The following is a 24,021-nucleotide window of genomic DNA, read 5'->3' as shown; positions in this document are numbered from 1 at the left end:
GCAAGAATTGCGTCAAGCAAAAACCATTGAACTAATTAATAAATCAACAAAAAAATGAAAAAGATCTTAATGCTTGCCACACTGATAGTTTCAGGAGCAGCAGTATCTCAGGCACAAACATCCCAAACTGCAAACCTTAGTGTTACAGTGAGTGATGTAAAAACAATTACTATTAATTCCGGCGCTGCTCCTGCGTTTGCATTAGCTTCTACTGCAGATTACACAGCAGTTTCGGGCGCTACCGGTTTGTCAGCTTCTACGCCTACGAATGTTACTGTCGTGTCAAGAGGCGCTTATAAGGTAAAGGCTACTTTGAGCAATGACCTTACAAACGCAACAGCTACAAACGGTGCAAGTTCCATTCCCGGAAGTAAATTAGGCATCAGCGTATCTGGCGCTACAACCCAATCGGGTGAAACGGCTCCGACTGTTATCAGTACCAATACCGTTTTTACAAATGGCGGCGGAACTATTGCCGATATCATTAAAACTGCAAGTGCAGGAAATGTGGGCGGTACATTAGGAACAACATTTAGCGTTAACTACAAATTGGGTAACTTCCCGGGTGTTATTAACCTTGCTACGGGTTCATTCACCGCAAATGTGGTATATACTATTGAAGCAAACTAAACATTCTTCATAAATTAGGTTTTTTAGGTTCAGTTAAGAAAATGTCTGCGATTCTTTGCAGGCATTTTTTTTATCAGAAAAAATTACATTGTTGTAAATAGATAGCTCAAAGCTTACTTACGTGAATCACAAATTACGAGTATTGGAACAGGGCTCATTCAGGTAAATGTAAATTGCATCTAATGGAACAGTAGTTGAAAATACCATAACGTTTAAGCTTTAATTACATGAAGCGGAGTTAAGTCCGTAAAAAATATATACCTGCCCGAAGTGAGATTTTACCTGACTGAATATGGAAAAAAACAGAATAAACCATAACATATTTTAGTATGGTATATTCTTCTTCGTGTAATATTAAGTTAAAGAGTTGCCAGAATGTTGTAGCAGGTGCTATAAAATAAGAATTGTTATAGCCGTGCCAATGCTTTGTTAAGTACAATTTCATATAATTTGTAAGCAAGTGAAAACCTTTTCCGTAATGTAATGTCAATTGTACAATTTGACTATTTCTAAAAGGGATTATCAGTATTTTGGTTAAATGCTAAAATACACTGATAAAGTAAGATGAAAAGTATCTTTTTTAGTTATGATTTGACTTTTCTCAAAGTAGAAGCCGTTGCATCTTTGCATTATCAAAAAAGAACAAGATTTACCCAGTCTTAAAAAGAATTAACCAACTAACAATAATTAACCAAAACTAAAAACAACAAAAATGAAAAAGTTATTAATTTTATCCGCAATCGTTCTTACAGGCGCCGTAGTTGCTAATGCTCAGCAACCAGGAGTTTTAGATACGAGCAAAACTGCTACTATCGGTGTAAACGTATCTGATGTTAAAACGATAGAAATCCTTTCCGGCGATCACGCAACATTTACGCTTGCTACTGCTGATGACTATAACAATGCTGCAACTGCAACAGGTATCGTACCTGATGTTGAAACACAAATTAAAGTGGTATCGAGAGGCGGTTATAAAGTTAAAGCTGCGCTTCAAGGAAATTTGACTACAACTGCAACAGGAGCAGGTAGAAAAAATATTCCAGGTACAGCATTAGGTATTAAGGTTAATGGTACTCCGGCTGCTTCATCAGGAGAAACTGCTGCAACCCCTAATAATTCATTCAGAACTTTTGCTGATGGTGGCAGTGAGCTTACAGAGCTTGTCGCTTCTCCTGCTGCAACAGGCGGTACAAGAGGTACAACTTTCAACGTAGCTTATTTATTAAGTAGTTTTACAGATGTTGTTAACTTGGCTGTAGGTTCTTTTACAAACACTATGGTTTATACAATCGAAGCTAACTAAGCCGCGGTTTAATTTTCAAGCTCTTTATAAAAAAAAATGCTTGCGGTATAAAGATATCGTGAGCATTTTTTGCAAAAAGGATTCTTAATACAGCTTTTCAGGCTTTATTAAATGAAATGATGTATTTACTGTAAGTTGGCTTGAAGCGTAGATTTGAATTTCAATTCGGAGTTACAGCGATGTTATCTTACTTTAAATGCATCATTACATTTTCCTGAACCATCTTCCGGTTTTCTTTTGTTCATATATTATAGGTATGTCTTTATCAGAAACAGCATACATTTGTCATAGCATTAACAAATAACCTGCCAATAATAGTTTTAGCATCTCTTTCAATGAAAAAGCGTTTATTTTTCCAAATAATAATAATGACGGCAATAATAATATTGCCCCGTTTATTATTTGCTCAGATAAATGAAAGTAAAACTAACATTACGGTTTTTGTTTCTTCCATGCAAAGTTTAGTTATCAATCCTGATACGAGTACTTCTCCCCATAATATTTCGGACAATATTGATAATAACAATAATGTTCAGATTGGACGGATTAACCAGGTAAATGTTTTCAGCCTCGGTAAATTTGTATTGAAAGTAAGCGCAAGAGATGATTTTCACGATATTGACGGTCCGGAAATTCCTGCTTCGTCGGTGTATGTAAGTTCAGGAGCTATTGCACACAGTTCTTACAGTCCTTCGGATTACAGATTTGAAAAGGATGTTAACCTGACTTTGAACAAGCCGAAGGACCTCATTCACGCCCAGACTTCCGGTGCTCTTAATAATTCTTTTGAAATAGAATATTATGCCTCCGGCTTGAGTAACCAGGACGTACATAACGGGAATTTAGACGGGACTGTTGTTTATACCATTGAGGTGGAGTAAGAAAAATAGATTGAACTTTTTCTAATTCTATGAAAAGTTGTTTTTTTTATTTATTTTTCGTGAAATTTACCATTCTCAATAAGCCAAAATTTATGAAAAGTATCCTGTTTAGAATAAGTATTCTATTGGTGACCCTGTTTTTTTCGACGGCAGACGTTTTTGCTCAGGCGGGTATAACTGCATCTCCAAGCAGATTGTTTTTTAGCCCGGGAAATAAATCGGAACAAACAATAACAGTTGTTAATCCGAGCAGTGACAAAAATCTTGAGGTTGGTATTACGCTCAATGACTGGAAATATGACTCTTTGGGAAACAATGTGATATATACCGCAGGCGAATTAGATAACTCCTGTGCAAAATATATTAAAATTCTTCCATCTGCATTTTTCACCTTAGCCCCCGGTGAATCAAAAAATGTGATTATTTCTACAGCCGGCGTTCCGGAAGATGCAAATATTCCTGTAAGGACAGCAATGCTATATCTTACTCAGTTAAATCCGGGTGATGGTAAAAATGAAAACGGCGCTGCTATCAAGGTAACTGTAAGGATGGGTATAAAAATTTACTATTCATCTAAAGTAGGAGCAATACCTGAGCTGGAAATTTCCAATCTTGAAACTAAAGATGAAAATGGTGCAGTAAAAGGGTTGAGATTGAATTTTGATAATACCGGTCAGCTTTGGACAAGCGGCACTATCAAATTTGAATTTCTGAACAAAGGAACCGGTAAAAAGTACAAACTGGACCCTGTTGAGTTTTATACACTACCCGGCGATAAAAGAATTTATGATACGGCGCTTCCGAAAGGAATGGAAAAAGGAAAATATACTACAACCGCTATTATTAACTATGGTCAAAGTGATGAGCTAAAAATTGCTGAGATAGACTTTGATTATTGATATTAAAATTTTTTGAAGAAATGGCTCATAGAAAATCTCTTTATAATGTGTGTTTTTATAAGCCATTTCTTTGCCTTTTACTTTTAGCAGGCTTTGAGAAGGCCGCTACTGCACAATCTGTTCAGGCAAATACCCAAAATTACGTAACCATAAGCGATACATCCCAATTGGTGTATGGTGCAACCTTTCCCGTAGTATTCAAAATTAGTTGCTATGGCGGCGGAGCGGTATTGCCCAACTGGAAAATGACTATCCAGCCATTAACAGCTTATCTGATTCCCGCACAGACATCGAGCGAAGTTGCCCAGTTTGGTCCTGCACCCAACTGGCCCATAAAATATTTCGGAGTAAAATTCAATCCCGGCAATTCACAAAGCTCATGGAGCAATGGTAATTCTACTAATCTGATAGGTGCCGTTTCTTCCACTATTCCGCTTTCAGGATCTGAACTGACACTGGTACAGCAATCTAATTATGCAATGGTAGCAAGTGATTATTTCAGTATGGCTTATGATTTTGTTTTGTTGGGAAACCGTCAGATGCTTTTGTTGCACAGAGATAATTACTCCGTTGTACTAAGAGTCAGGCTATATAACCAGAGCAATACCCTGTTGAGCCAATATGACCTCAACCTGCAATTAGGTATATGGCCTCAGTACAACAGTATTCCCGTAAACGTGCCGCAATACCCTAATCTGATACAATTACAGAACGGCAGCGGTAACGTATCACTTGGTTTTTCTTCCGACCTGTCTTTTTCCCAGGGTGTCGAAGCAACCGTCAGCGATGGATTAAAAGTGTCTTCCAATGACGGCCGTTATGAAATCAAGGTGCAGGCTGCTGCAAATTATTTCAGCAAGTCGGGTGCTTTAACCACCATTCCTGTCAATACTTTAAAACTAACGCCGACCCAGGGCAGTACGGTAATATCGACTTCTACCTATACTCCTGTAAACCTGAGCAGCAGCCAGCAAACGCTTATAACCAATTTAGGCTCAGAAGGGCGTGTTAATTATTATAATCTGAACTACAGCACGAAATATAATTCCAACCAATCGGCATTTATAGGCATAGAGTCGGGGGTCTATACCACTCAGGTCACATTCATAATGAATCCGCTCTGAGTCCTATAAACCTTTTAATTTTACGGCGCCCGGCACCATGTTATCGATTTTTAAGAAGAGGAAATTCAGCATCAAACCCATCTGCATCTTATTTTTTATGATGCTGCATGTTGTTTATGGCTATACCCAGGATTCTCTTGATTCAAAAAAAATAGCAATAAGCATTTCCGAAACAACACTGAAAGTTGATAATAAAGATCTTAAAGATATTACTGTCCATGTTAAAAATTCGGATACGCAACCCTTTAAAGGATATCTTTATCTGCACAGCGCCAAAGGTGCAAAAGTAGCAACAAAAGACAGTGTTCCCGTTAACCTGCAGGCAGGTCAGGAGATTTACGTTCCATCTAAAATTTATGTCAACCAGGGTACGCAGGAAGGCAATATATATGTAGGTATAGCTTTGCGTACTCCGAATCAGATTACAATTGATACCATTACACTCAAGCTTATTCTTGCACCCAGCAGGCTCCTTACCGCAAGTATTGATAACGAAGACATGGTACTTCCGAGAGTGGGCTCTTACCTGAATATCCCTATCAGGATAAATAACCGTGGTAACGTTACGGAAGGAGGTATAATTGTAATTGCTTTTCCATCTGTTTTGAAAGATAAAACCAACCGTTCCATTTATTTCAGGCTCGAGCCTTTTAAAGATACCGTAATTGTTTTTCAACGGAAAGTTTCGCGCAATATGTCGAAGCTCGGCTATATGAACGTGACCATTAACGGCATTTATGATGACGGTAATATATTTGCGACCAACCTGATTACTTTTCAGGATTTGTCAAGCAAAAGAAGCTTTGACCAGAACCTGAACGAAAACAGCATGCACAATAACGTTATTTCGTTGGGTGTCCAGAATGCTTTTGATGCGGGTGAAACCTATAATATACGTGCCAGAGGGTTTTATGATATTAAAGATGGAACAGTAGGGTATAACTTTAACCTGATGAAATATAAGGAAGGTGTCAAAACCCTTACTATCAACGGCACCAACTTGGATTTGACCTATAAGCGCGTAGGTATGCGTGTAGGTAATATTACGCAGGGAGGCGAAATCAGCTTTGCCGGTACAGGCGCAGAAGTTTTTGCCTATGCAGATTCAGCGCATCATAACAAGGTAGTGGCAGGTTATATGGACAAGTCTGTCAATATTTATTCCAGCGACGGGCAGACAAGTTACGGCAGGTCCGCATGGGCGGGTTATAAATATGAAAAACAGACCCTTACCAGTTTTACCTCTTTCACGCATGATGTGGATGAAGCTGCAAACATTAATAATGATCTGGTAGTAAGCAATCTTTCCTGGAAATCAAGCGAGCATTTTTCTGCTGATGCGAAAGCTGCTGTAGCCAACAGTACTTCTACCATTGGCAATAACCTGTCGTACAAGTCCATGTCTGGTGCATTCAATTACTACGCTTATTTCTTTAAAAAGCTGAATCTTACAGGTAACAACTCTTATGCAACAGCCTATTATCCGGGTACAAGGCGGGGTACTTTATATTTAAATGAAGCAGCCTTTTTACGTCTTGATAAATCTACCATCAGCACTTCTGTTGTTTATTCAAATGCATCACCAAAATACTTGAATCAGGCTAACCTGATAAACAGTGAAAACACCAATACCACACTTGATCTTACTTATGGATTGACAATGGGTGCATTCGGCTTTTCACTTACACCTGAATATTATACCGAAAGAGGCAACTGGTTTTATAACAATGTTATTCAGGAAGGAACAATGACCGCAGAGCGTATGTCTGCGCTTATTACTTTCAACCCCGTGAAAATGCAGCAAAATCTTTTCTTAAAAACAGATGTCGGCCTTTATAAAACAGGATTCAGCAATGAGAAGAAAATGCAATTCAGAAGTATGCTCTCTTACAGCTACAGGAGTTTCAGGCTGACCGGCAACCTTCAGCAGGGCAACTTTTATCTGGGAGAAGCCTTTCAGGAGCATTTTGCCACTTACAATTCATTCAGGCTAAATATTGCGCCTTCCATGACTGCTTTTCTTTTCAATAGGGCTTTAAGAGTAGATGGCGGCATTGCTTATAACAAAGATTATTATTCCAAAAGCTTTCTGATGAACTTTAACCTGCTGTTTAATCTGGGGCCGATGGCATTCTATTCAAACGTGCAGTATAATATTTATGGTAATTCGCATTATTACAGGAATATTCAATTTGGTGTCAATTATTATCTGCCTGAAAGCCAGCCCGGAAAAAATATCAATAAAGGCAAGATTGAATTGTTCTTATTCTACGATCTGAATATGAACGGCAATTACGATAAAGGCGATTCCCTGGCTTCCGGTATTGTCGTACACATCGGCAAGGCTATTATGATGTCGGGTGGAGACGGGAAACTAACGTACAACAAGCTACCTCCCGGCAATTATTCGGTTTTTATGCCTACCCAAAACGGATGGTACGGCCACGATTTGTTTATTCCGCTTAAAGAAAAAGAAAGCAAATCTTTCTACATAGCATTAAGCCAGACGGGTACCGTGCATGGAAATATTAATTATCAGTTTGATTCTACCTACAGTATTTCGATGACAAAGGATAAAGCCTGGCAAAGTATAGTAGCAACAAATAAAGACGGACAAAGATTTGAAACCAAAACAGACGAAAATGGTGATTATAATCTTTATCTGCCTGTAGGTACTTATACGATTAATGTTGAAAATCTTCCCAATCAGGTTGAATTGCTGTTGAAAAACAATAATGTGCAACCGCTTCAGGTTGAATCTGGCAAAATCATAAATGGTGTTGACTTTATCCTCAAGGTCAAGCAGCGAAAGGTGGAAATCAAGAAGTTCGGTAAGCAGAAGTAGCGGCTTACTCTAATAAGTTTTTACCAATGCCATTACCTTAAGGATTGACTATGTTTAAAACTTGTTTTCTATCTTATTCTTTCAACACAATCTTTATCTGACACTGGTTGTCTATGTATCTATGTGGTTTAATTAAACACGACTTATCCCGCCTGGCGGGATAGGCACATAGCATTAAGGTCTGTAAAAGAAAAAAGCAGTTCAGGATAGCAAAGCTTTGAAGCTTAGATTAATGACGTTGAGTTTTTACCGCTGATTTCAATTGCTTATTTTCTCTGTCATTTTCCTGCAGGCATCTATATCCTTCCCGATATATGAAATGTGATTGTCCGGGCGTAATAAGATATAAAATTCAGTATTGTTTCCAAAAAGCGTGGCAGGAATTTCATTGAAGGCATGAAATGTCATTTTGATAGGAGCATCTTTCAATGGATTCTGAATATCTTTTTTCCCGAAAAACAGTAATTTGAAAACGGGCTCTGTCAGATAACTGAATATGTGTTTGCCATCGGCAAACACAAAGTAATGCATCCGGTCGCCGGCCCTTACTTTTTCGACAGCGCTTTCTAAAGTCAGGTAACTTTCAGGATAAGCAATGCCTGTTTGTGATAGCAATGGAAAAATCCGCTGTTTTATAAACCTGCTTTTTGAAAGTACGGAAAGGAACAAGGGAAAGAAAGCAAGCCTGATGGTGTTCCAGAAAGGATTAACGCCCGATATCACATCAAACATCCTGTCGGTGGTTTGCAGCAGATGTTTTGCATTCCCGCAGCGTTCGGTATTATAGGTTTTTAATACATTGTCATTTACCTCACCTGTTAATGTGTAAGCAATTTTCCATGCTAAATTGTAAGCATCTTGTATCCCAGTGTTCATGCCCTGTCCGCCTGCAGGCGTATGAATATGTGCCGCATCTCCCGCCACAAAGCATCGTTTGTCCATAAAAGCATCTGCCATGCGGCTGTGCACTTTATAAGTTGAAAACCATCTTAGTTCCGTAAACTCTATCGGAGAAACGATTTCTTTCGTAATAAGCGGCTTTATGTCTTCAAAAGTATATTCGGCTTTAGTCTGCTGATGTTCCGGTACAATACCCACAATACGATAATGTCCCGCACCTTCCATCGGAAAAAAAAGTACAAACCCCTTCTTTATCATATACATGTACAGGTTATCTTCATTAATTACCGTACTGGAAAGCACTACATCCGCTACATAAAACAATTTGGGTTTTGTACTTCCCGAAAATGTGAGGTTCAGCTGATGCCGTACTACACTGCCTGCGCCGTCACAACCCACCAGATAATCAGCCTCTATTTCTTGTGCTCTGCCGCTGCTATCTTTATAATAAACCAGCACCTTGTCTGCTTGCTGGTCAAAATATATCACTTCCGATTTCCATTGCACCTGTTTTCCTTTCTGAGAAAGATATGCTGCCAAGAGATGTTCAGTTTTACTTTGTTCAAGCGAAAGTGCAAAAGGAAACCTGCTCACGCCTTCGCCCAGATCCTTGAGGTCTATGGCCGCTTTGCGTTTGCCTTTATAGAATAGATTCATGCCGGTCGTTTCACGGCCTAGTTTCATAGCTTCTTCAATAATGCCAAGCTCCTCAAATATTTCAAGGCTACGCGCCTGTACCACTACCGCTTTGGATAGATGAGTGGTCGCTTCATTCCTTTCAAGTATTATAAAATCAATATTGTGCCTTATTAGCTGGGCAGCCAGGCTCAAGCCCGTAGGCCCAGCACCTGCTATCACTACCTGCGTTTTATGGATTGATGAATGTTCCATCAGTTGATTTTCTTTTAATAACCTTTAACGGAGCCATTTGTTCTTTTCTATATCCTTTCGCTTGTAAAGTGGTGAAATTAATAGTTGGTTTGGCTTATTTGAATGAATTGGAAACAGAGGCAACCAATGGATTGTAAATAAGCGAATCGCTTTGTTGGTATTCCATTATTGCAAAAGCAAAAGCTTCCTTTAACAAGATTGTCTTTCGGTAAAAAATTTTATTGTTCTTCAGGCCTGAAATAACATATAGCTTTTTGCCGAGTTTTTGATAAGTGATATCGCTGCCGGTAGTGTCAAGTTCTTGTATGTCGTTTTTAAATTGATCCGAAAGACTTATTTCGTCGCCATCAGGCGTTTCATTTCTTCTGCCAAATACAGTTAAAACCACAACATTTTTATTGTCCATAAAATCATTGCCATCACCGCTCTGGCTTTCAGATTGCATTTCAAGTATATCCTTCGGGTAATCGATGCAAAAGCCAAAACGGCTATTGCAATATTGCCCAAAACTGTGTTGAGTATTATTGTTATTGTCCGAAGCAATAGATTCGGTTTGAGCGGGTGTTTGCTGATTACACGAAAGGAGCAGCAACAAAGGCCCCAAAACTAAAACACACAAAAGCCTTTTTATCGGGTTTAAAATCATGGTGTTAAATATTCAAATCAGAATTGCTGCTTACATCGTTTTCTTCTTTATTTTAATAATTGTTTCCTGAAGCTTATCCGGCTCGGTATTGAATACGGTATGTCCCGATTTTTTCATCCAGTAAAGATCTTTTTGAGGGGCTTTGAAATAATCGTAATAGTCTTTCACCAGATTATGCGATTCGTATTTATCCGCATTTCCTTCAATAAAGTAAACCGGGCAATCATAAGTTTTTGAATGGTCGAACATGCTTACTCTCACAGACTCTTTCCATAACCGGAACCATATATTCATCCAATTATAGTAATTGGTTTTGAAGTCGTCTTTGCGCGCAAATTCAACATCGTTCTTAATAAACAGCCATTTTTGGAAAGTGAATAAATCCTTTGTTGTTTCCAGCGGCAGGTTTATTTGATTTATTTCATTCAAAGCGGTTGAATCGCCTGTATTTTTTGCCCAGTCTTTCAGCATATGCAGTGTTAATACTTCAGCTTTGCCTTCGTCTACAATCGGGCTGATGCCTACATAGGCATACAGCAGTTCCGGATGGTTTCGTGCAATGTCGAAGCCAAGTACAGAACCCCAGGAATGTGAAACCAGATACAGCTTTTGGCGGTTATATTGATGCAGTATATACTGAATTATCTGTTCCGCATCGCTTATCATTAAGTCAACACTTAAGGGTTGGTTTCCTGCATTTAGCTTTGCAGTTTCTCCCGTCTGCCGCTGATCCCAGTTGATTACTATAAATTCATCTTTCAGCTTGTCTGTAAAGCTTTCAGCGCTTTCTGCTAAAGACGTTCCGGGGCCGCCATGTAGCAATAACAGTATGGGCTGTGCACTGTTATTTCCTTTTATGCTTATAAACTGTTTTATACCATTGATTTCCGCTACTTCCGTCGTGTCAATCTTTTGCTTTGTATTGTCGTTGCCGCTCTGACTTTTAGAAATAAAAGGAAAGAGCAGGAGCATCAGGGCTATTAGTATTACTTTTTTCATCCGGTTGATTAAAGTGTTAATCATAAAGATATCCGATAAGAGTGTAAAGAAGCATTGAAGTTAATAATTATTGGCTGTAATGACATTGAATGCTTCCTTTATAATCAGAAACCTTTGGAAAACAGTGTATTGGAATGATGTTTGAATGCTTGGTAAATAATATATGAAAATATATCTATTGTACTTTGAAAAGAGATATAACCGCCTTATATTTATCCCGTAAAAAAATCAATAACCAATTCACCAACTAATGAAACAATTCAAAGTACTACTGTTCGTAGCGCTGCTGATGCCTTTTTTGACCACGGCACAACAAACCACGCAGCCAAAACTTCAAACAAAAACCTTATCGTCTGCCATTGTACGGGGCGTAAGCTTCGACACTTTTAAAGCTGTTTCGGCATTAACCGATACCAGCCTGAAAACCATAGCCGCCGTTGCCTGGCAACTCTGGAAAATGGAACAATGGGCTACACTGGAAACCTTGTTCAAGGTAAACAACCTGAATGGCGGATGGCCGCCCAATAATGGCGCTGTTTATTCAAAAATAGTAACGCTCGACTCAGGAGTGCTTGTTGACCGCTATGGCGGCAAGGTTGTTGACGGCGTGTTTACCGATCAATGGGGAAGATTTGTGGCTCCGGCGGGTGAACCGTTTAAGGATCGTTCATTGCAAGATACTGCAAGGACATATCCTTACCATGTTTACAGGATTATAAAAACAATTCCGAATGTAAATGAAGGCACCGCTATTCCATGGTTTGGACAGGTTGGGCTGGGTCTTCAATATCAATTGCCTTATACCATCAACGATTTGGTACAAAATGGTTACCTTCAGAATATACCGGACGTAACACAGCCACGGTAGTTATTGATTTATGATTACAAAATATGCCATTGAAAAATCGCTGCTCTTTGACGGCTTCGAAGGGGAAGCCCTGGCAGGTTCGTTTGAATTGAATACCCACATCGAAGCAGGCGGCCCTGTACGGATAGCTGATTTTGCCGGTAACAGATTTGAAGACCTGAAAGGCACTATTGATAGTGCTGATTATAAAGCTATTTTAAAGACCGGCAATTTTACCATTGATGAAGGTTTCCTACATTTGCTGAAGGGGAGCAGCGGTTTAGGATTATTTTTCTGTAAAAGAAATGATGCCATTCTTGTTTTTGCTTTTGGCGAAACGCAACCCATGCGCTATAAACTTTATTTGGAAGGTGTTTGGGTAGTTGTATGATAATAATGGCTTAGAATAAGCTATTGATTTTTATCTGAATAAATTAATAATCAATTAGTTATCTACTTTGTTTTTATATATGAAAATATGTAAGCTCCATGTGGAAGTTTATGGATGATTATACCTCGGCCGGAACAATCATTCTGTTGCTTCTATATTGTTCTGACAGACATATTACAAAGCTAATGTTTTTGTACAAACGCTTCGCAAAATCCCCTTAGAGAGACTATGTGGGAATATGAAATCCTTTACGATAGATAATGTGAAGATGTACCAAAGCAGCCTTTTACATTCAGCGAACAGAAGGTTGCCGCAGTAGAAACAATTAATCAAAGCAACCTTTCGATTCGTAATTTTCAAGGAATTTGACAATATATTCAATTACGATGAATTGAAAGAAAAAAAGTACCTGTATCTCTCGCCAAATTTTGTATATGTCGTCAATGGTCTATATACCGCATGTCAATGTATTGTATTTCGATTGCGGGCAGGTTTGCCTTCATCCTCCATTGTTTTACATTTATCCTCAGCGCATTATGTAATTGGCATCTATAACCTGTTACTTGCGGCCGATAGCGTATGTATTTGCACTCATGCTATCTTTATTTAACATCACTGACCTGTTGGTGGTTTTTGCATAATTATAACAGTATAATCAATAGAATAATTAAATGCTTCTTTTACATATAGATGAAAACATTCAATATTCATAACTACACAACTATGTTGTTTTGTTGACTTTAAACAATGTGTTTGTAAATCCATAATTCACAATTTTCTACAAAATGAAACGCCTTTTTAATCTTAATTAAACTTACTATTTAATAAATATGATATTTTCAGTTATGTTATAATGTTTAGCTAATTTATTGAATTATTTATTTGCTTTATGTGATTTTTAATACAAGTATCTTACAAACATTTCAGAATCGTTTCCATTATAGTTTCAAATCTTTTCTAACTAAAAAAACTAACGATTATGAAAAAAATTACATTACTCGTAGCGGCTTTCATCTTGTTTATCGGAGTAACATTCAGCCAGACTCCCCAATTGGTAAACTATCAGGCAGTAGTAAGAAATGCGGCCGGAAACCCGGTTACCAACCAGACGGTATCATTGAGGTTTACCATCCATGACGGCACCAGTACCGGAACGGTGCTTTACCAGGAAACACAATCTTTATCGACTAATGCATTAGGGCTTGTGAACATACAGATAGGAGGCGGAACACCTGTAACAGGAACTTTTAATACAATAAACTGGGGCACCAATAATAAGTACCTGCAGGTAGAAGCTGATATTACGGGAGGAACGACCTACCAATCTCTTGCAAATGTTCAGCTGGTAAGTGTGCCTTATGCATTGAATGCACTGACAAGCAACGACAACAGATGGAGTATTACGGGCAGCAATATTGTGAACAATAACACAGGCAATGTGGGTATAGGCGGAACGCCCAATACAAGCGCCAAGCTGGATGTTTCTTCCACAAATACGGGTATACTGATTCCGCGTATTACATTCACCAACAGGCCTGCTACTCCTGCAACTGGTTTATTGATTTATCAGACAGATAATACATCGGGCTTCTATTATTATAACGGCACTGCCTGGGTAAGGGTTGCAAACAGTACGGATATAAGCAGTACCGGAGCCATCCTTCCTTTTGCATCAGGTTTACCTGTTGTGGTAACTACTGTTGCGGGGGGGCTTGCCGGTACAGGATCTTTAGTAGGCTTCGGCAGTTCTGCTACGGGTGTAAGCCTTTTAGGTACTACTATTGATTTGACCGGAGCAGGTGGTACTTTACTCAATTTTGCTTTTGTAGCTCCAAGGTCGGGAACCATCAGCTCCATGACTGCACACTTCAGCCTTACTGCCGCTGTATCTTTATTAGGTACCAGCGTTAATATCAATGCCCAATTATACAGTGCGCCATCAGGAAGCAATACATTTTCACCTGTTCCGGGAGCAGTTGTAACGCTTGCTCCGGGATTATCCGGCGTGAGCCTGGCAATAGGCACTACTGCAACAGGAATTACAACAGGATTGAGCATACCTGTGGTTGCAGGCAACCGTTATCTTTTAGTTTTTTCATCTACCGCTTCCGGACTCAATTTGGTTAATACAATAGCGGGTTATGCCAGCGCAGGTATTAACATTAACTAACCGGTACCGGGATTTTCTAACCTGAAAAACTAAAATATTATGAAAAATTCGTCCATATTTATACAATTGCCGGCTTTACTCTTTGCATTATGTTTTTCAATGCAGCAAGGAATGTGTCAGTCAGTTGATCAGTATATCATTGCTTCTGCGGGAGCTACGACTATGCTTTCAGGCGGTAACAGCCTAACTTTCACAACCGGTGAGGCAATCATAACCACTGCAGGGAGCAATCCTATAATGTCACAGGGCTTCAATCAGCCTTCGCTGAATATCGTGCCTTTACCTGTGCAAATGACTTTCAGCGGCAAAGCGGAAGAAAATGCCAACTTGCTTTTATGGGAAACATACCATGAGGAAAACAATAATTACTTTGCTCTTGAGCGCAGCATTGATGGTATAAAGTTTGTTACCATAACCAGGGTTGCTACCAAAGCACCCGGTGGCAACAGCGCAGGCAAGATTTCTTATTCCTATACTGATGAAGCTTATGCAAACGGTATTAATTATTACAGGCTGAAGCAGGTAGATATCAACGGGAAATTTGTGTATTCTCCTGTAGTTAAATTAAACAATTCAAGGGCTTCGCTTGCATTTTCGGTATCGCCTAATCCTGCAATAAATATCATTCAGATTTTGGTGCCGGAACCGGGAACAATATCTGTCATTGATATAAACGGGAAGGTGTTATTGAAAGAGGATATGCAATCGGCAGGCAACCTTGATATAAGCAGCATCAGCTCAGGAGCCTATTTTATAAACTTCCGGGGAATAACGACAAATGCTTCTTTAAGGTTTGTAAAAAAATAGTATTTCCCTCTATGTTATAAATCATTGCTTTTCATAAATCCATAACGGTAGCAGCATGTCATATTTATGATATGCTGCTTTTTTTTAGCGATGGATTGCAGGTAGGGTGCAAACCGGTATTATAACTTAATATCATTGCCAATATTCATCAGGGTGTTGCGTCGGAACAACTTGTCGGGTCGCCGATATTCCGATACATTTTACCGAATATCTTTTCAGGCAGAAGGCCTGCCAATATACATTTGCGTATCATTTAACCAACAATATGGTACATCCGATTTCATCTCTCATTAAAAATTCCCGCTTTGCAGTCGAAGCTACAGGGCTTATCAAACACTTCGGTGATAATAAAGCGGTGGACGGCGTAAGCCTCAACATTGAAGCAGGCTGCATTTATGGCGTGCTCGGTCCTAACGGAGCCGGAAAAACCACTACAATAAGTATGCTTTCCACTTTGCTGCGGCCTGATGGCGGCCATGCCTCTGTTTTCGGCTACGATACGGTACGCGACGCACATATTGTACGTCAGCTAATCGGATTAACAGGCCAATATGCATCGGTAGATGAAAAGCTCTCCGCTACGGAAAATCTCTATCTTTTTTCCCGCCTGTTGGGTTTAAGCAAAAAGGATGCAAGGAAAAAATCGGCGGATTTACTGGAATCATTTGACCTTATGGAAGCTGCGAAGCGTCCGCTGTCTAAATTTTCGGGTGGTATGCGTCGCCGTCTTGACCTTGCTGCGAGTCTTATTGCTCAGCCGCCGTTAATTTTTCTGGATGAACCTACTACGGGACTTGACCCGAGGACACGCCTGCAAATGTGGGACACGATTCGGCAACTGGTAGCTTCAGGTTCTACCGTATTGCTTACTACGCAATACCTGGAAGAGGCTGACCAGCTTGCCGATCGCATAGCCGTAATAGACAGTGGGCAGGTCATTGCAGAAGGCACGCCCGCCGAACTGAAAGCGTCCATAGGTATTGCAGCATTAGAGCTTCAGTTACGTTCGCGGGATGATGCCGGAACTGCAGATGATATCATCCGACAGATACTTGGAATCGATTGCCATATATCTCCCGAAGGCAGGATTACCGCACCGCTGGCCGATCCAGACTTAATCACGGATATATTGATGGCGTTCCGCACGCATCAGATTGAACTGGTGGAAGTAAGTGTAAAATCGCCAACGCTCGATGAAGTATTTATGGCCATTACAGGCAAAGAGAAACAAAAACCAATCAATGCATAATTCAGAATATCATGGAAATAAATACAATTGCTGCACAGCAACTAAATAAAAGGCCTACTGTAGCACAAACCATTCAGCAGTCATTGACGATGGCTTACCGGGGTTTACTGAAAGTACGCTACACACCGGAGCAACTGGTAGATGTGACAGTGCAGCCCATCCTCTTCACGCTTATGTTCACCTATCTGTTTGGCGGCGCCATCTCTGGCAATGTACACAATTATCTGCCTATCATTATTCCGGGCATTCTTGCCCAATCTATTCTCACCGGCACCGTTACCATTGGTGTACAGTTCCGCGAAGACATGGGAAAAGGTGTATTTGACCGGTTCAGGTCTTTGCCAATCGCACGTATTGCGCCCCTCGCCGGGGCTTTGCTTGCCGATACCATAAGGTATGCCCTGGTAACGATCCTTACTTTTACTATGGGATATCTGATGGGATACCATCCATTGGCGGGCATAAAAGGCATCATGCTGGTAAGTGTATTGGTCATCTGTTTTGCATGGTGTGTAAGCTGGATATTTGCATTGGCAGGCGTGATAGGCAGGAGCGCATCATCCGTTCAGGGCATCTCAATGATGATTCTTTTTCCGCTTACTTTCCTTTCAAACGCATTTGTACCTGCAAACACTTTACCATCCGGATTACAATGGTTCGTAAAGTTCAATCCTGTATCGCATCTGGTTACAGCTATCCGGGAATTGCTTAATCAGAATGTGATTGGAATGGATTTCTGGCTTACGATAGCCGGAGGATTAATAATCCTGATGATATTTATTCCTTTAACCGTAAAGGCCTATATGCGGAAAGCTTAATTACTCGGTAGTTATGAAAAGGGCTGTCAGATTTAAATCTGACAGCCCTTTTTTACATCGGGAATATTATTCACTTAGTCACAGGCAGCTTAGCAAACAGCGATAGAAAAATTGTTCTTATGGTTGGCTTTAACTGTTTCAAATAAGGTCCGTAAGTAGTTATACGTAAGTATTTTTTCGTAATTACATATCTAATTTTTCAGTATTTCTACTCTTGTATTCAAATTCATGTCATAATACCTTTGCTTAAATATTGAAGCATTAATATACAAATTTATTAATAAACCTACAGCTATGAAAACAACATGCTATTTCTTTCTGATGTTGATTTTTGGAGCAAGTTATACGACTTATGCTCAAAGCGATTTTTGGGTGCTTGTAGGTACTTCCGAGAATTATCATTCTCTCAATTTAGGAAGTGCGGGATTGAACCGAGATTTAAATTCACTTACAAGACGCAATGACATTACTGTTGACTATAATGGATTTAGTTACGGAACCTTAAAGTTAGATATGGGTATAAAACATTGGTTTTTGGGAGTTGCATGGACTTATGACTTATCTCCTTATCCGGAAATGGATAATTCTTATTATGAAGGCATAAATACCGGAACCTATGCGGTGCCGGATAATGTCAATATATCATTAAATAGAGATCAATTAGAAGGCAGGCTCGGATTTGGTCATTTTGCAGGAGATGACATGGATGATGCCTTTTTGGGTTACGGGATTTTTTTATTTATGGGAAGTCAGAGTTCAACTATAGAAATAAACAATTATACAAAACACGACTTCTCGTATAAAGATATTTACGTAAAAGAAGGAAGCCTTTTTAATGATTTTACAACTCAACGATTGGTATATGGTGTTGGGTTAACTGCATTTTTCACATTAGGAACCGGCCCCACTTCTGTGGGTTTAGGAATAGAGATTAAATATTCTCATTGTAATAATGGTAAATGGAAAACAAATGACAGCAATGTTTCATGGTCTCAATCTGGTTATAACGTATTTACTATAAACTTCTGTCCTCAAATATATCATAATTTGGATCAATAGAGCGTATTCAAGCATGTTTGCTTATTCTTCATAAATATTTTTTTCATCAATTTTTACATTTTATTTTAAAACAACAAAACATGAAAAGATTAATCTATGTTTCATTGGCAGTGTTTAGCCTGCTATTTATTACTTTGCAGGCAATGCAACCTGCATCTGCTTCAGCAAGCCTTAAAACTACGCATAACCATGCAGATGAAAAATGTAACAGGTGTAATGGAAGCGGGAGTTGCTCTACTTGTTCGGGGACTGGTAAAATTCAGTGTAGCACGTGCGGTGGTAGTGGTACAATTACAAATAGCGATGGAACTTCCAGAACCTGTTCCAGTTGTAGTGGTAACGGAGGCTGGTCCTGCTCATCATGTAACGGCTCAGGAAAATGTTCTGCCTGCAATGGAACCGGCGTTATATAAAGTAATATAGTTCCGGATATTTAAACTTTAAGCTGACCGATAAAGATCCTTTCGAATACGCCGAATTGCGATGAGTTCCGCTACAGTATCATCACTATAACCTTCGAGTAATATCAGTGTATTGTCATCAGTATTGCTTTGATGAATTTAATAAATAAATTCCCTTTTCCTTCTTTGGTTTTTAAGGTAACATCTTATCATAGCAGATGACAAAATTATAGAATTGAGAACTGCTCATTCGACAAGAAAAACCTTAATAGAAAGAGGCCGGCTTTTTAGCCGGCCTCTTTCTATTAATAAATCTACGTGTGTTTTCAATTTGATATTAACAAGTAGAACGGACGTTGACTTTCTTAATATCCAACGGTGTAAAACTTCTCATGGAAACTACTGTTTCTTAATCAAACATTCTCAACCCCAATAAACCTTCAACTCTATTCACTGTAAAGACTGATTAATCATATTAAATCGTATACACCCCCACAAGTCCTGAAAGGACGACATAGAAAAAGATAGGGTGAACCCTATGTTAAGAACAACGTAGAAAAGGAATATAAAATTGTAATTCTATATTATAAATGCTTGGCTAATTTAATGCTTTGACCATTAGATAATCTGATTATGTAAATACCCGGAACCAATGATGCAATATTTACCTGTGTTTGTTTTGTATTCAATATTCCTTCCTGAGCAGCCTTACCATCTGAAGTATATATAATATAGTTTACGGGTAAGGGGCTGTTACCTGCATCAACTGTAAAACTATTACCTGTCACAGGATTGGGGTATATGCTATAACCGCTATTTATTCCCTCTGTCACTACTTTTGCAACCTCGCTGTAGGTAGGTTCTTCATTAGTGTAAGTTGTTTTCAAGCGATAATAAACATCAGCCGCTCCCATAGCAAAGGCGTCATTAAAGTTATAGCTGCTGTTTCCCTTGCCGGTTGCTTTCACAGTACCAATAGTTTTGAACTCGATGCCATCAATGCTTTTTTGTACATTAAAGCTAACGGTATTAAGTTCGCTTGCTGTTTTCCAATCAACGGAAACCATGCCATTTTTTGCTGTTGCATTAAAACTTATCAGTTCAAGCGGAAGCGGGGTTGTGCTGATTTTGCTGATTGTACTGTTACCTGTGTTTGCAGTGTATATATTTCCGCTGGCATCAAGAGCTATACTGTATGGAGTAGCCAAAGATGATAAAGTCCATGTCTGTAGAATAGCACCTGCGCTGCTTATTTTTTGAACAGTGCTGTTGTTAATATTGGCTGAATAAACATTTCCTGATGCATCGGTCACTATTGCATACGGGCCTGTACCGGCTCCTGTCGATGCCCAAACAGAGGTCATTACGCCGGCGGCTGTTATTTTGGTAATGGTATTATTGTTTGAATTTGCAACGTATATAATTCCTGTTGAAGAAACGGTAATACCCCATGGGTTCGCGTCGCTTGCCAATGTTGCCCATGCTTGTGTCACTACACCCGCAGATGTTATTTTGCTTACGGTACTATTATTCAGATTGGCTGTATAAAGGTTTCCGGAAGCATCAATTGCTATAGATGATGGACCGGCGGCAACGTTTAATGTAGCCCATGCAGCAGTGACAGTTCCTGCCGGCGTAATCTTACTGATCGTATTATTACTGAAATTGGCAGTATAGATATTGCCGGATGCATCCTTGGTCATTGACATAGTTCCGGAATTGTTAGCCAGTGTAGCCCATGATTGTGTCACCACACCAGCAGAAGTAACCTTGCTTATTTTGTTGTTACCATTACCGGAATATACATTCCCGGATGCATCTATAGTCAATGCGGCGGGGGCTGCACCTGCAGCAAGCACACCCCAGTTCTGAGTTACGGATCCTGATGGAGTTATTTTACTTATAGTGTTGCTACCTTGATTAGCTGTGTATAAATTACCGGAAGCGTCGAGAGACACCCAGGCAGGTGAAGCTCCTGCCGCAAGTACTGCCCAGTTTTGTGTTACCTGACATTTAACTATCGAAGGGGTTGCCAAACAGATAGCTGAAGCAGCTATCAGAACAATGGATTTCATAAAAGATTAATTGCTTTGTTAAAAAAAGTGCAAAGCTATGACAGTAGGCAAAGCTCACAAAGGTAAAATGAGCATAATATAGTATCAGACATTAGTACATTATTAATGGAGTTTCTATTGCAGCGTTTGCAGGCGTGTATACATAAATTTAAGAGCAGATAAGTCCTTTTCTGCCCTTGAATTCTTAACAAAAGATTTAAGCTGAGTCTTGTTTTTCCCGGTTATCAATCAGGTGATTTGTGTTATCAATCCTGATAGGAATGGTGCGTTATTCGGAAGTGAATAAAAAAACAAGGCAGCAAAAATGCTGCCTTGTTTTTTGTGTCGGGAAGACGTGCTAAAATCCGAACCAGTTAACATAACCTGCAATATGGTTTATAATAAAGATAACGAAAGCGATGAAGTATATTTACTTATATCCTACCAAAAGATACACGGTTGATTTGTATCTTGGAGAACTTGAAGCATAGTTTTTGAATACCAAATGCAAGTAACGGTCTGAATAAGGAGTAAAGGTTATCCGCGCCAGACTACTCCGGTCGGTATCTTTTTGATATATTGTTCCATCAGAGCTATAGGCGTACAAATCAACGTCTGTTACATTGTCGTCATCAGAAAAAGCAACAACCGTACAGGTAGAGTTCTGATAAAATGTCAAATTGAGATAACAACTTTCGCCTTCAGCAAGATTACAATACGTATCCTGTGAAATCGTGTATCCTTCACCAATCAGCCATCCCTTTACAAAATTGTAAGTAAAGCTACCACTTTGGGCAGTGGCTTGCGAAGAGGAAAGTGCAGAAATTAAAAAAAGACAAAAAAATGTCCGTATTGTTTTTACATTAACATAGTGCGTTATGATTTTCATAAGATGATATTTATGGTTTAAAAAATGGTTTATAAGTGCTGTATTTTTCTCGATGCATTTAACAAAAAAGCGTATCTGTATCTGTCTTGTACGCAATAGGATTTTAGTTTGGTCAAAGACTATTGAGAACTATGTTCTGTATTGTTGCACAGACAAAATTATAATGATCAGAAGGGTGGTACAATACCTACTTATAAGTATATATTGATGGAAGTTGTTTTTAAACTTAGCTACCCGAACGAAAATAAAAACGGATTATCGAAACAGTTTTTTATTTCATTTGCAAACCTCATTTTGGATTATGAAAATAGGCCAACCGGTATGAAGCTTTTTTTTAGGTTGTTTGTAGCAATGAGTGTTTAAGAAAGGCGCTATAAGCTTAATGATGATAGTTAAACTACCTAGAAATGGGTATAGGCATCATCTTAAATTCGGGTTACGTTTGCCCATTTTTATTGTTTAAATAAAGCAGTTATTATGTTGCATGATGTTTTTATCAGCTATACACAACCCGATCGGAATGTGGCCTTCTTTATACATGATTTGCTTCAGGAAAATAAGCTTACCAGCTGGATAGCGCCTTCCCAAAGCAATGGTATCAAAAAAGGTTTATTTTTTGAAAGCCAGGTAGTAAACGCGATCATCAATAGCAAAGTATTTGTTTTAATATACTCAGATTACTGTAATCGTTCAAATGATATTATCAGGGAAATACGCCATCGAAACAATGGCCACAAGACAATAATTTTACGGCTTGATAAATCCGGATTCTGTACGGACCTTTCTTATTACCTCAAAAATATCCAATATATTGTTGTTACCCGTAATGGCCTGCGACAGGCAGCTAATATCTTACTGCAAGATGTAATGATGCTAACGGGGAGATACACAGAACCGGAAAATGGCACAACCGATGGCTTGCTTCTTCGTAAAGGAATCGAATTAGTCGAAGCAAAAAGATACGAAGAGGCTATTAAAGTTTTAGAGCAACATTCCGGAACAGTTACGGATAGCTGTGAGACTATGTTCTATTTATCACTGGCTCTTATTGGTGGTAAAAAAATAAGAAAACTGGATAGATTGCTGATAAGGCGGTTAGAGAATATACTATTGCCGGAGATATTTAATAATGAAAATACAGGTTTTATCAATGTGTTATTAGCTATCATAAAACAAGCGTATTACATGGAAAATGGATTTACTGTACCAGAGCCAGGTATTGAACAATTGATAAGCGGTATTGCCTTATCTGCTGAAAAGACAAAAGAACTACTTATTCATCTTAATAAGTCGGAGAGTAAAATATGGCAACAGGTTCTGATAAAAGATAAAATGTAATAATATGAATCAGTTTACAAGAGAGCGTAGGGAACTGGTCAATAAATATTTTATTGAAACACCGGAAAGGCCCGGCAGTGGAATCTGGATTGCCCTGATAACTGTTTTTATAGTACCTGTTATTAAAGGATATTTACAAGCAAGTCTATCAGGAGGATTTCTGATTATAATTGGTTTGACCGGTATATATATAGTAATACAGCAACTTCGTAAAATCATAAAACGATACAGGGCTGCTTGCAATAGGGGAGAGCCTAAAGCTACAGATAAGGAGATGGATGATTGGCTTGATATTGGCTGTAGCGAGATCGTTGAGGAAGCTAAACGGAGATTAGGCATTGAGAATGATGATATAATTGCATCACCTTTGATGCTTGACAGGCCTGGGGCTAAATCATCTGTAACTTCAGGCAATGACGGTAAATTACGTTTTAGTCACCATGACATTTTTTTACTGTTCTTAACAACTCACAAAATTGCTATATATATATGTGCTTTTGACCTTGAAATTGGTGAAATACTGGAAGATAGTACAACAGAATTTGCACTTAAAGATGTTACGAATCTTGAAACGAGAAAAGTTACCATGAACGCCGGGATAAGCAAGGTAAAGGGTTTGCAGACCCTGAGTTTATACACTTCCGGGAGTAATGCAATTTCGGTCGATTATCTTTATCCACAGGATGCGGAAAATACAATTAAGGCCATACGCAAATTATTGCAGGAATATAAGGATAAATATGGCAATTATTAGTTGATAGAAGCTTTCACACAATAACAGGTTACTGTTAAAAATCACCATTGTGTCATTTTCCGGTCAGGTACTGAAACATAAGCGGGCGAAACAACTCGAAGTATTGTTGTATGGATTTTAATTTCA

At 38.9% G+C, this 24,021-nt stretch carries 21 protein-coding genes; 16 read left to right on the top strand and 5 right to left on the bottom strand.

The genetic code is table 11. The features are described from left to right. Positions 1-54: 54 nt before the first annotated feature. The 6 genes from F0919_RS17120 to F0919_RS17095 all read left to right on the top strand — a co-directional run bounded on the left by F0919_RS17120 (position 55) and on the right by F0919_RS17095 (position 7,682). Positions 55-630 carry a hypothetical protein gene (locus tag F0919_RS17120; RefSeq protein WP_150034007.1) on the top strand — a complete coding sequence of 192 codons (576 nt, stop codon included), beginning with the start codon at positions 55-57 and terminating at the stop codon, positions 628-630. 712 nt (positions 631-1,342) lie between these two features. Then, entirely contained in the window at positions 1,343-1,933 is a 591-nt protein-coding gene (locus F0919_RS17115) for a hypothetical protein (RefSeq protein ID WP_150034006.1), read from the top strand. 368 nt (positions 1,934-2,301) lie between these two features. After that, complete coding sequence (locus F0919_RS17110; protein WP_150034005.1) at positions 2,302-2,814, top strand: hypothetical protein; 513 nt, start codon at positions 2,302-2,304, stop codon at positions 2,812-2,814. 92 nt (positions 2,815-2,906) lie between these two features. Continuing rightward, entirely contained in the window at positions 2,907-3,713 is an 807-nt protein-coding gene (locus F0919_RS17105; RefSeq protein ID WP_150034004.1) for a fimbrial biogenesis chaperone, read from the top strand. A gap of 20 nt (positions 3,714-3,733) precedes the next feature. Then, positions 3,734-4,837: a hypothetical protein gene (locus F0919_RS17100; RefSeq protein WP_150034003.1), complete on the top strand. Its 1,104-nt coding sequence runs from the start codon at positions 3,734-3,736 to the stop codon at positions 4,835-4,837. A gap of 97 nt (positions 4,838-4,934) precedes the next feature. Continuing rightward, on the top strand, positions 4,935-7,682 hold the full coding sequence (locus F0919_RS17095; RefSeq protein WP_150034002.1) for a carboxypeptidase regulatory-like domain-containing protein: 2,748 nt from the start codon (positions 4,935-4,937) through the stop codon (positions 7,680-7,682). Positions 7,683-7,940: 258 nt separating this feature from the next. Here F0919_RS17095 and F0919_RS17090 read toward each other — a convergent pair whose 3' ends face one another. The 3 genes from F0919_RS17090 to F0919_RS17080 form a co-directional block, all read right to left on the bottom strand. After that, positions 7,941-9,473 carry an FAD-dependent monooxygenase gene (locus tag F0919_RS17090; protein ID WP_150034001.1) on the bottom strand — a complete coding sequence of 511 codons (1,533 nt, stop codon included), beginning with the start codon at positions 9,471-9,473 and terminating at the stop codon, positions 7,941-7,943. A 94-nt stretch (positions 9,474-9,567) separates the two neighbouring features. Beyond that, positions 9,568-10,119 carry a hypothetical protein gene (locus F0919_RS17085; RefSeq protein WP_150034000.1) on the bottom strand — a complete coding sequence of 184 codons (552 nt, stop codon included), beginning with the start codon at positions 10,117-10,119 and terminating at the stop codon, positions 9,568-9,570. Between the two features lie 30 nt (positions 10,120-10,149). Next, entirely contained in the window at positions 10,150-11,118 is a 969-nt protein-coding gene (locus F0919_RS17080; protein ID WP_216629445.1) for an alpha/beta fold hydrolase, read from the bottom strand. Between the two features lie 250 nt (positions 11,119-11,368). On the opposite strand from F0919_RS17080, the gene F0919_RS17075 reads away from it, so the two are divergent. From F0919_RS17075 to F0919_RS17040, 8 genes are all read left to right on the top strand, one after another. Beyond that, positions 11,369-11,986, top strand: a complete 618-nt coding sequence (locus F0919_RS17075) for a TNT domain-containing protein (RefSeq protein WP_150033999.1) — start codon at positions 11,369-11,371, stop codon at positions 11,984-11,986. Between the two features lie 10 nt (positions 11,987-11,996). Beyond that, entirely contained in the window at positions 11,997-12,356 is a 360-nt protein-coding gene (locus F0919_RS17070; RefSeq protein WP_150033998.1) for a hypothetical protein, read from the top strand. A 979-nt stretch (positions 12,357-13,335) separates the two neighbouring features. Further along, on the top strand, positions 13,336-14,526 hold the full coding sequence (locus F0919_RS17065) for an exosporium glycoprotein BclB-related protein (RefSeq protein WP_150033997.1): 1,191 nt from the start codon (positions 13,336-13,338) through the stop codon (positions 14,524-14,526). A gap of 39 nt (positions 14,527-14,565) precedes the next feature. Continuing rightward, positions 14,566-15,333, top strand: a complete 768-nt coding sequence (locus F0919_RS17060; RefSeq protein WP_150033996.1) for a T9SS type A sorting domain-containing protein — start codon at positions 14,566-14,568, stop codon at positions 15,331-15,333. Between the two features lie 265 nt (positions 15,334-15,598). Further along, complete coding sequence (locus F0919_RS17055; protein ID WP_150033995.1) at positions 15,599-16,582, top strand: ATP-binding cassette domain-containing protein; 984 nt, start codon at positions 15,599-15,601, stop codon at positions 16,580-16,582. 11 nt (positions 16,583-16,593) lie between these two features. Next, positions 16,594-17,400, top strand: a complete 807-nt coding sequence (locus F0919_RS17050; RefSeq protein WP_150033994.1) for an ABC transporter permease — start codon at positions 16,594-16,596, stop codon at positions 17,398-17,400. A gap of 294 nt (positions 17,401-17,694) precedes the next feature. Continuing rightward, entirely contained in the window at positions 17,695-18,459 is a 765-nt protein-coding gene (locus F0919_RS17045) for a hypothetical protein (RefSeq protein WP_150033993.1), read from the top strand. A 96-nt stretch (positions 18,460-18,555) separates the two neighbouring features. Then, positions 18,556-18,882: a hypothetical protein gene (locus F0919_RS17040; RefSeq protein ID WP_150033992.1), complete on the top strand. Its 327-nt coding sequence runs from the start codon at positions 18,556-18,558 to the stop codon at positions 18,880-18,882. Between the two features lie 562 nt (positions 18,883-19,444). Here the strand turns inward: F0919_RS17040 and F0919_RS17035 are convergent. Together F0919_RS17035 and F0919_RS17030 are read right to left on the bottom strand one after the other, a co-directional pair. After that, on the bottom strand, positions 19,445-20,935 hold the full coding sequence (locus tag F0919_RS17035; RefSeq protein WP_150033991.1) for a virginiamycin B lyase family protein: 1,491 nt from the start codon (positions 20,933-20,935) through the stop codon (positions 19,445-19,447). A gap of 409 nt (positions 20,936-21,344) precedes the next feature. Continuing rightward, the gene (locus F0919_RS17030) at positions 21,345-21,803 is read right to left on the bottom strand and encodes a hypothetical protein (protein WP_150033990.1); all 459 of its coding nucleotides are present in this window, start codon (positions 21,801-21,803) and stop codon (positions 21,345-21,347) included. Positions 21,804-22,280: 477 nt separating this feature from the next. Here F0919_RS17030 and F0919_RS17025 point away from each other — a divergent pair, with 477 nt between their 5' ends. Both F0919_RS17025 and F0919_RS17020 read left to right on the top strand, forming a co-directional pair. Then, positions 22,281-23,141: a toll/interleukin-1 receptor domain-containing protein gene (locus tag F0919_RS17025; RefSeq protein ID WP_150033989.1), complete on the top strand. Its 861-nt coding sequence runs from the start codon at positions 22,281-22,283 to the stop codon at positions 23,139-23,141. 4 nt (positions 23,142-23,145) lie between these two features. Then, on the top strand, positions 23,146-23,895 hold the full coding sequence (locus tag F0919_RS17020) for a hypothetical protein (protein ID WP_150033988.1): 750 nt from the start codon (positions 23,146-23,148) through the stop codon (positions 23,893-23,895). Positions 23,896-24,021: the final 126 nt, after the last annotated feature.

The sequence above is a fragment of the Taibaiella lutea genome, from assembly GCF_008629695.1.
Classification (GTDB): Bacteria; Bacteroidota; Bacteroidia; order Chitinophagales; family Chitinophagaceae; genus Taibaiella; species Taibaiella lutea.
Note: the sequence above shows the minus strand (reverse complement) of the source record. Positions and strands in the feature narration are given on the sequence as shown.

Excerpts from the sequence above, each read along its gene's own strand:
- F0919_RS17120 (WP_150034007.1), top strand. The coding sequence starts at position 55 with ATGAAAAAGATCTTAATGCTTGCCACACTGATAGTTTCAGGAGCAGCA.
- F0919_RS17115 (WP_150034006.1), top strand. The coding sequence starts at position 1,343 with ATGAAAAAGTTATTAATTTTATCCGCAATCGTTCTTACAGGCGCCGTA.
- F0919_RS17110 (WP_150034005.1), top strand. The coding sequence starts at position 2,302 with ATGACGGCAATAATAATATTGCCCCGTTTATTATTTGCTCAGATAAAT.
- F0919_RS17105 (WP_150034004.1), top strand. The coding sequence starts at position 2,907 with ATGAAAAGTATCCTGTTTAGAATAAGTATTCTATTGGTGACCCTGTTT.
- F0919_RS17100 (WP_150034003.1), top strand. The coding sequence starts at position 3,734 with ATGGCTCATAGAAAATCTCTTTATAATGTGTGTTTTTATAAGCCATTT.
- F0919_RS17095 (WP_150034002.1), top strand. The coding sequence starts at position 4,935 with ATGATGCTGCATGTTGTTTATGGCTATACCCAGGATTCTCTTGATTCA.
- F0919_RS17090 (WP_150034001.1), bottom strand. The coding sequence starts at position 9,473 with ATGGAACATTCATCAATCCATAAAACGCAGGTAGTGATAGCAGGTGCT.
- F0919_RS17085 (WP_150034000.1), bottom strand. The coding sequence starts at position 10,119 with ATGATTTTAAACCCGATAAAAAGGCTTTTGTGTGTTTTAGTTTTGGGG.
- F0919_RS17080 (WP_216629445.1), bottom strand. The coding sequence starts at position 11,118 with ATGAAAAAAGTAATACTAATAGCCCTGATGCTCCTGCTCTTTCCTTTT.
- F0919_RS17075 (WP_150033999.1), top strand. The coding sequence starts at position 11,369 with ATGAAACAATTCAAAGTACTACTGTTCGTAGCGCTGCTGATGCCTTTT.
- F0919_RS17070 (WP_150033998.1), top strand. The coding sequence starts at position 11,997 with ATGATTACAAAATATGCCATTGAAAAATCGCTGCTCTTTGACGGCTTC.
- F0919_RS17065 (WP_150033997.1), top strand. The coding sequence starts at position 13,336 with ATGAAAAAAATTACATTACTCGTAGCGGCTTTCATCTTGTTTATCGGA.
- F0919_RS17060 (WP_150033996.1), top strand. The coding sequence starts at position 14,566 with ATGAAAAATTCGTCCATATTTATACAATTGCCGGCTTTACTCTTTGCA.
- F0919_RS17055 (WP_150033995.1), top strand. The coding sequence starts at position 15,599 with ATGGTACATCCGATTTCATCTCTCATTAAAAATTCCCGCTTTGCAGTC.
- F0919_RS17050 (WP_150033994.1), top strand. The coding sequence starts at position 16,594 with ATGGAAATAAATACAATTGCTGCACAGCAACTAAATAAAAGGCCTACT.
- F0919_RS17045 (WP_150033993.1), top strand. The coding sequence starts at position 17,695 with ATGAAAACAACATGCTATTTCTTTCTGATGTTGATTTTTGGAGCAAGT.
- F0919_RS17040 (WP_150033992.1), top strand. The coding sequence starts at position 18,556 with ATGTTTCATTGGCAGTGTTTAGCCTGCTATTTATTACTTTGCAGGCAA.
- F0919_RS17035 (WP_150033991.1), bottom strand. The coding sequence starts at position 20,935 with ATGAAATCCATTGTTCTGATAGCTGCTTCAGCTATCTGTTTGGCAACC.
- F0919_RS17030 (WP_150033990.1), bottom strand. The coding sequence starts at position 21,803 with ATGAAAATCATAACGCACTATGTTAATGTAAAAACAATACGGACATTT.
- F0919_RS17025 (WP_150033989.1), top strand. The coding sequence starts at position 22,281 with ATGTTGCATGATGTTTTTATCAGCTATACACAACCCGATCGGAATGTG.
- F0919_RS17020 (WP_150033988.1), top strand. The coding sequence starts at position 23,146 with ATGAATCAGTTTACAAGAGAGCGTAGGGAACTGGTCAATAAATATTTT.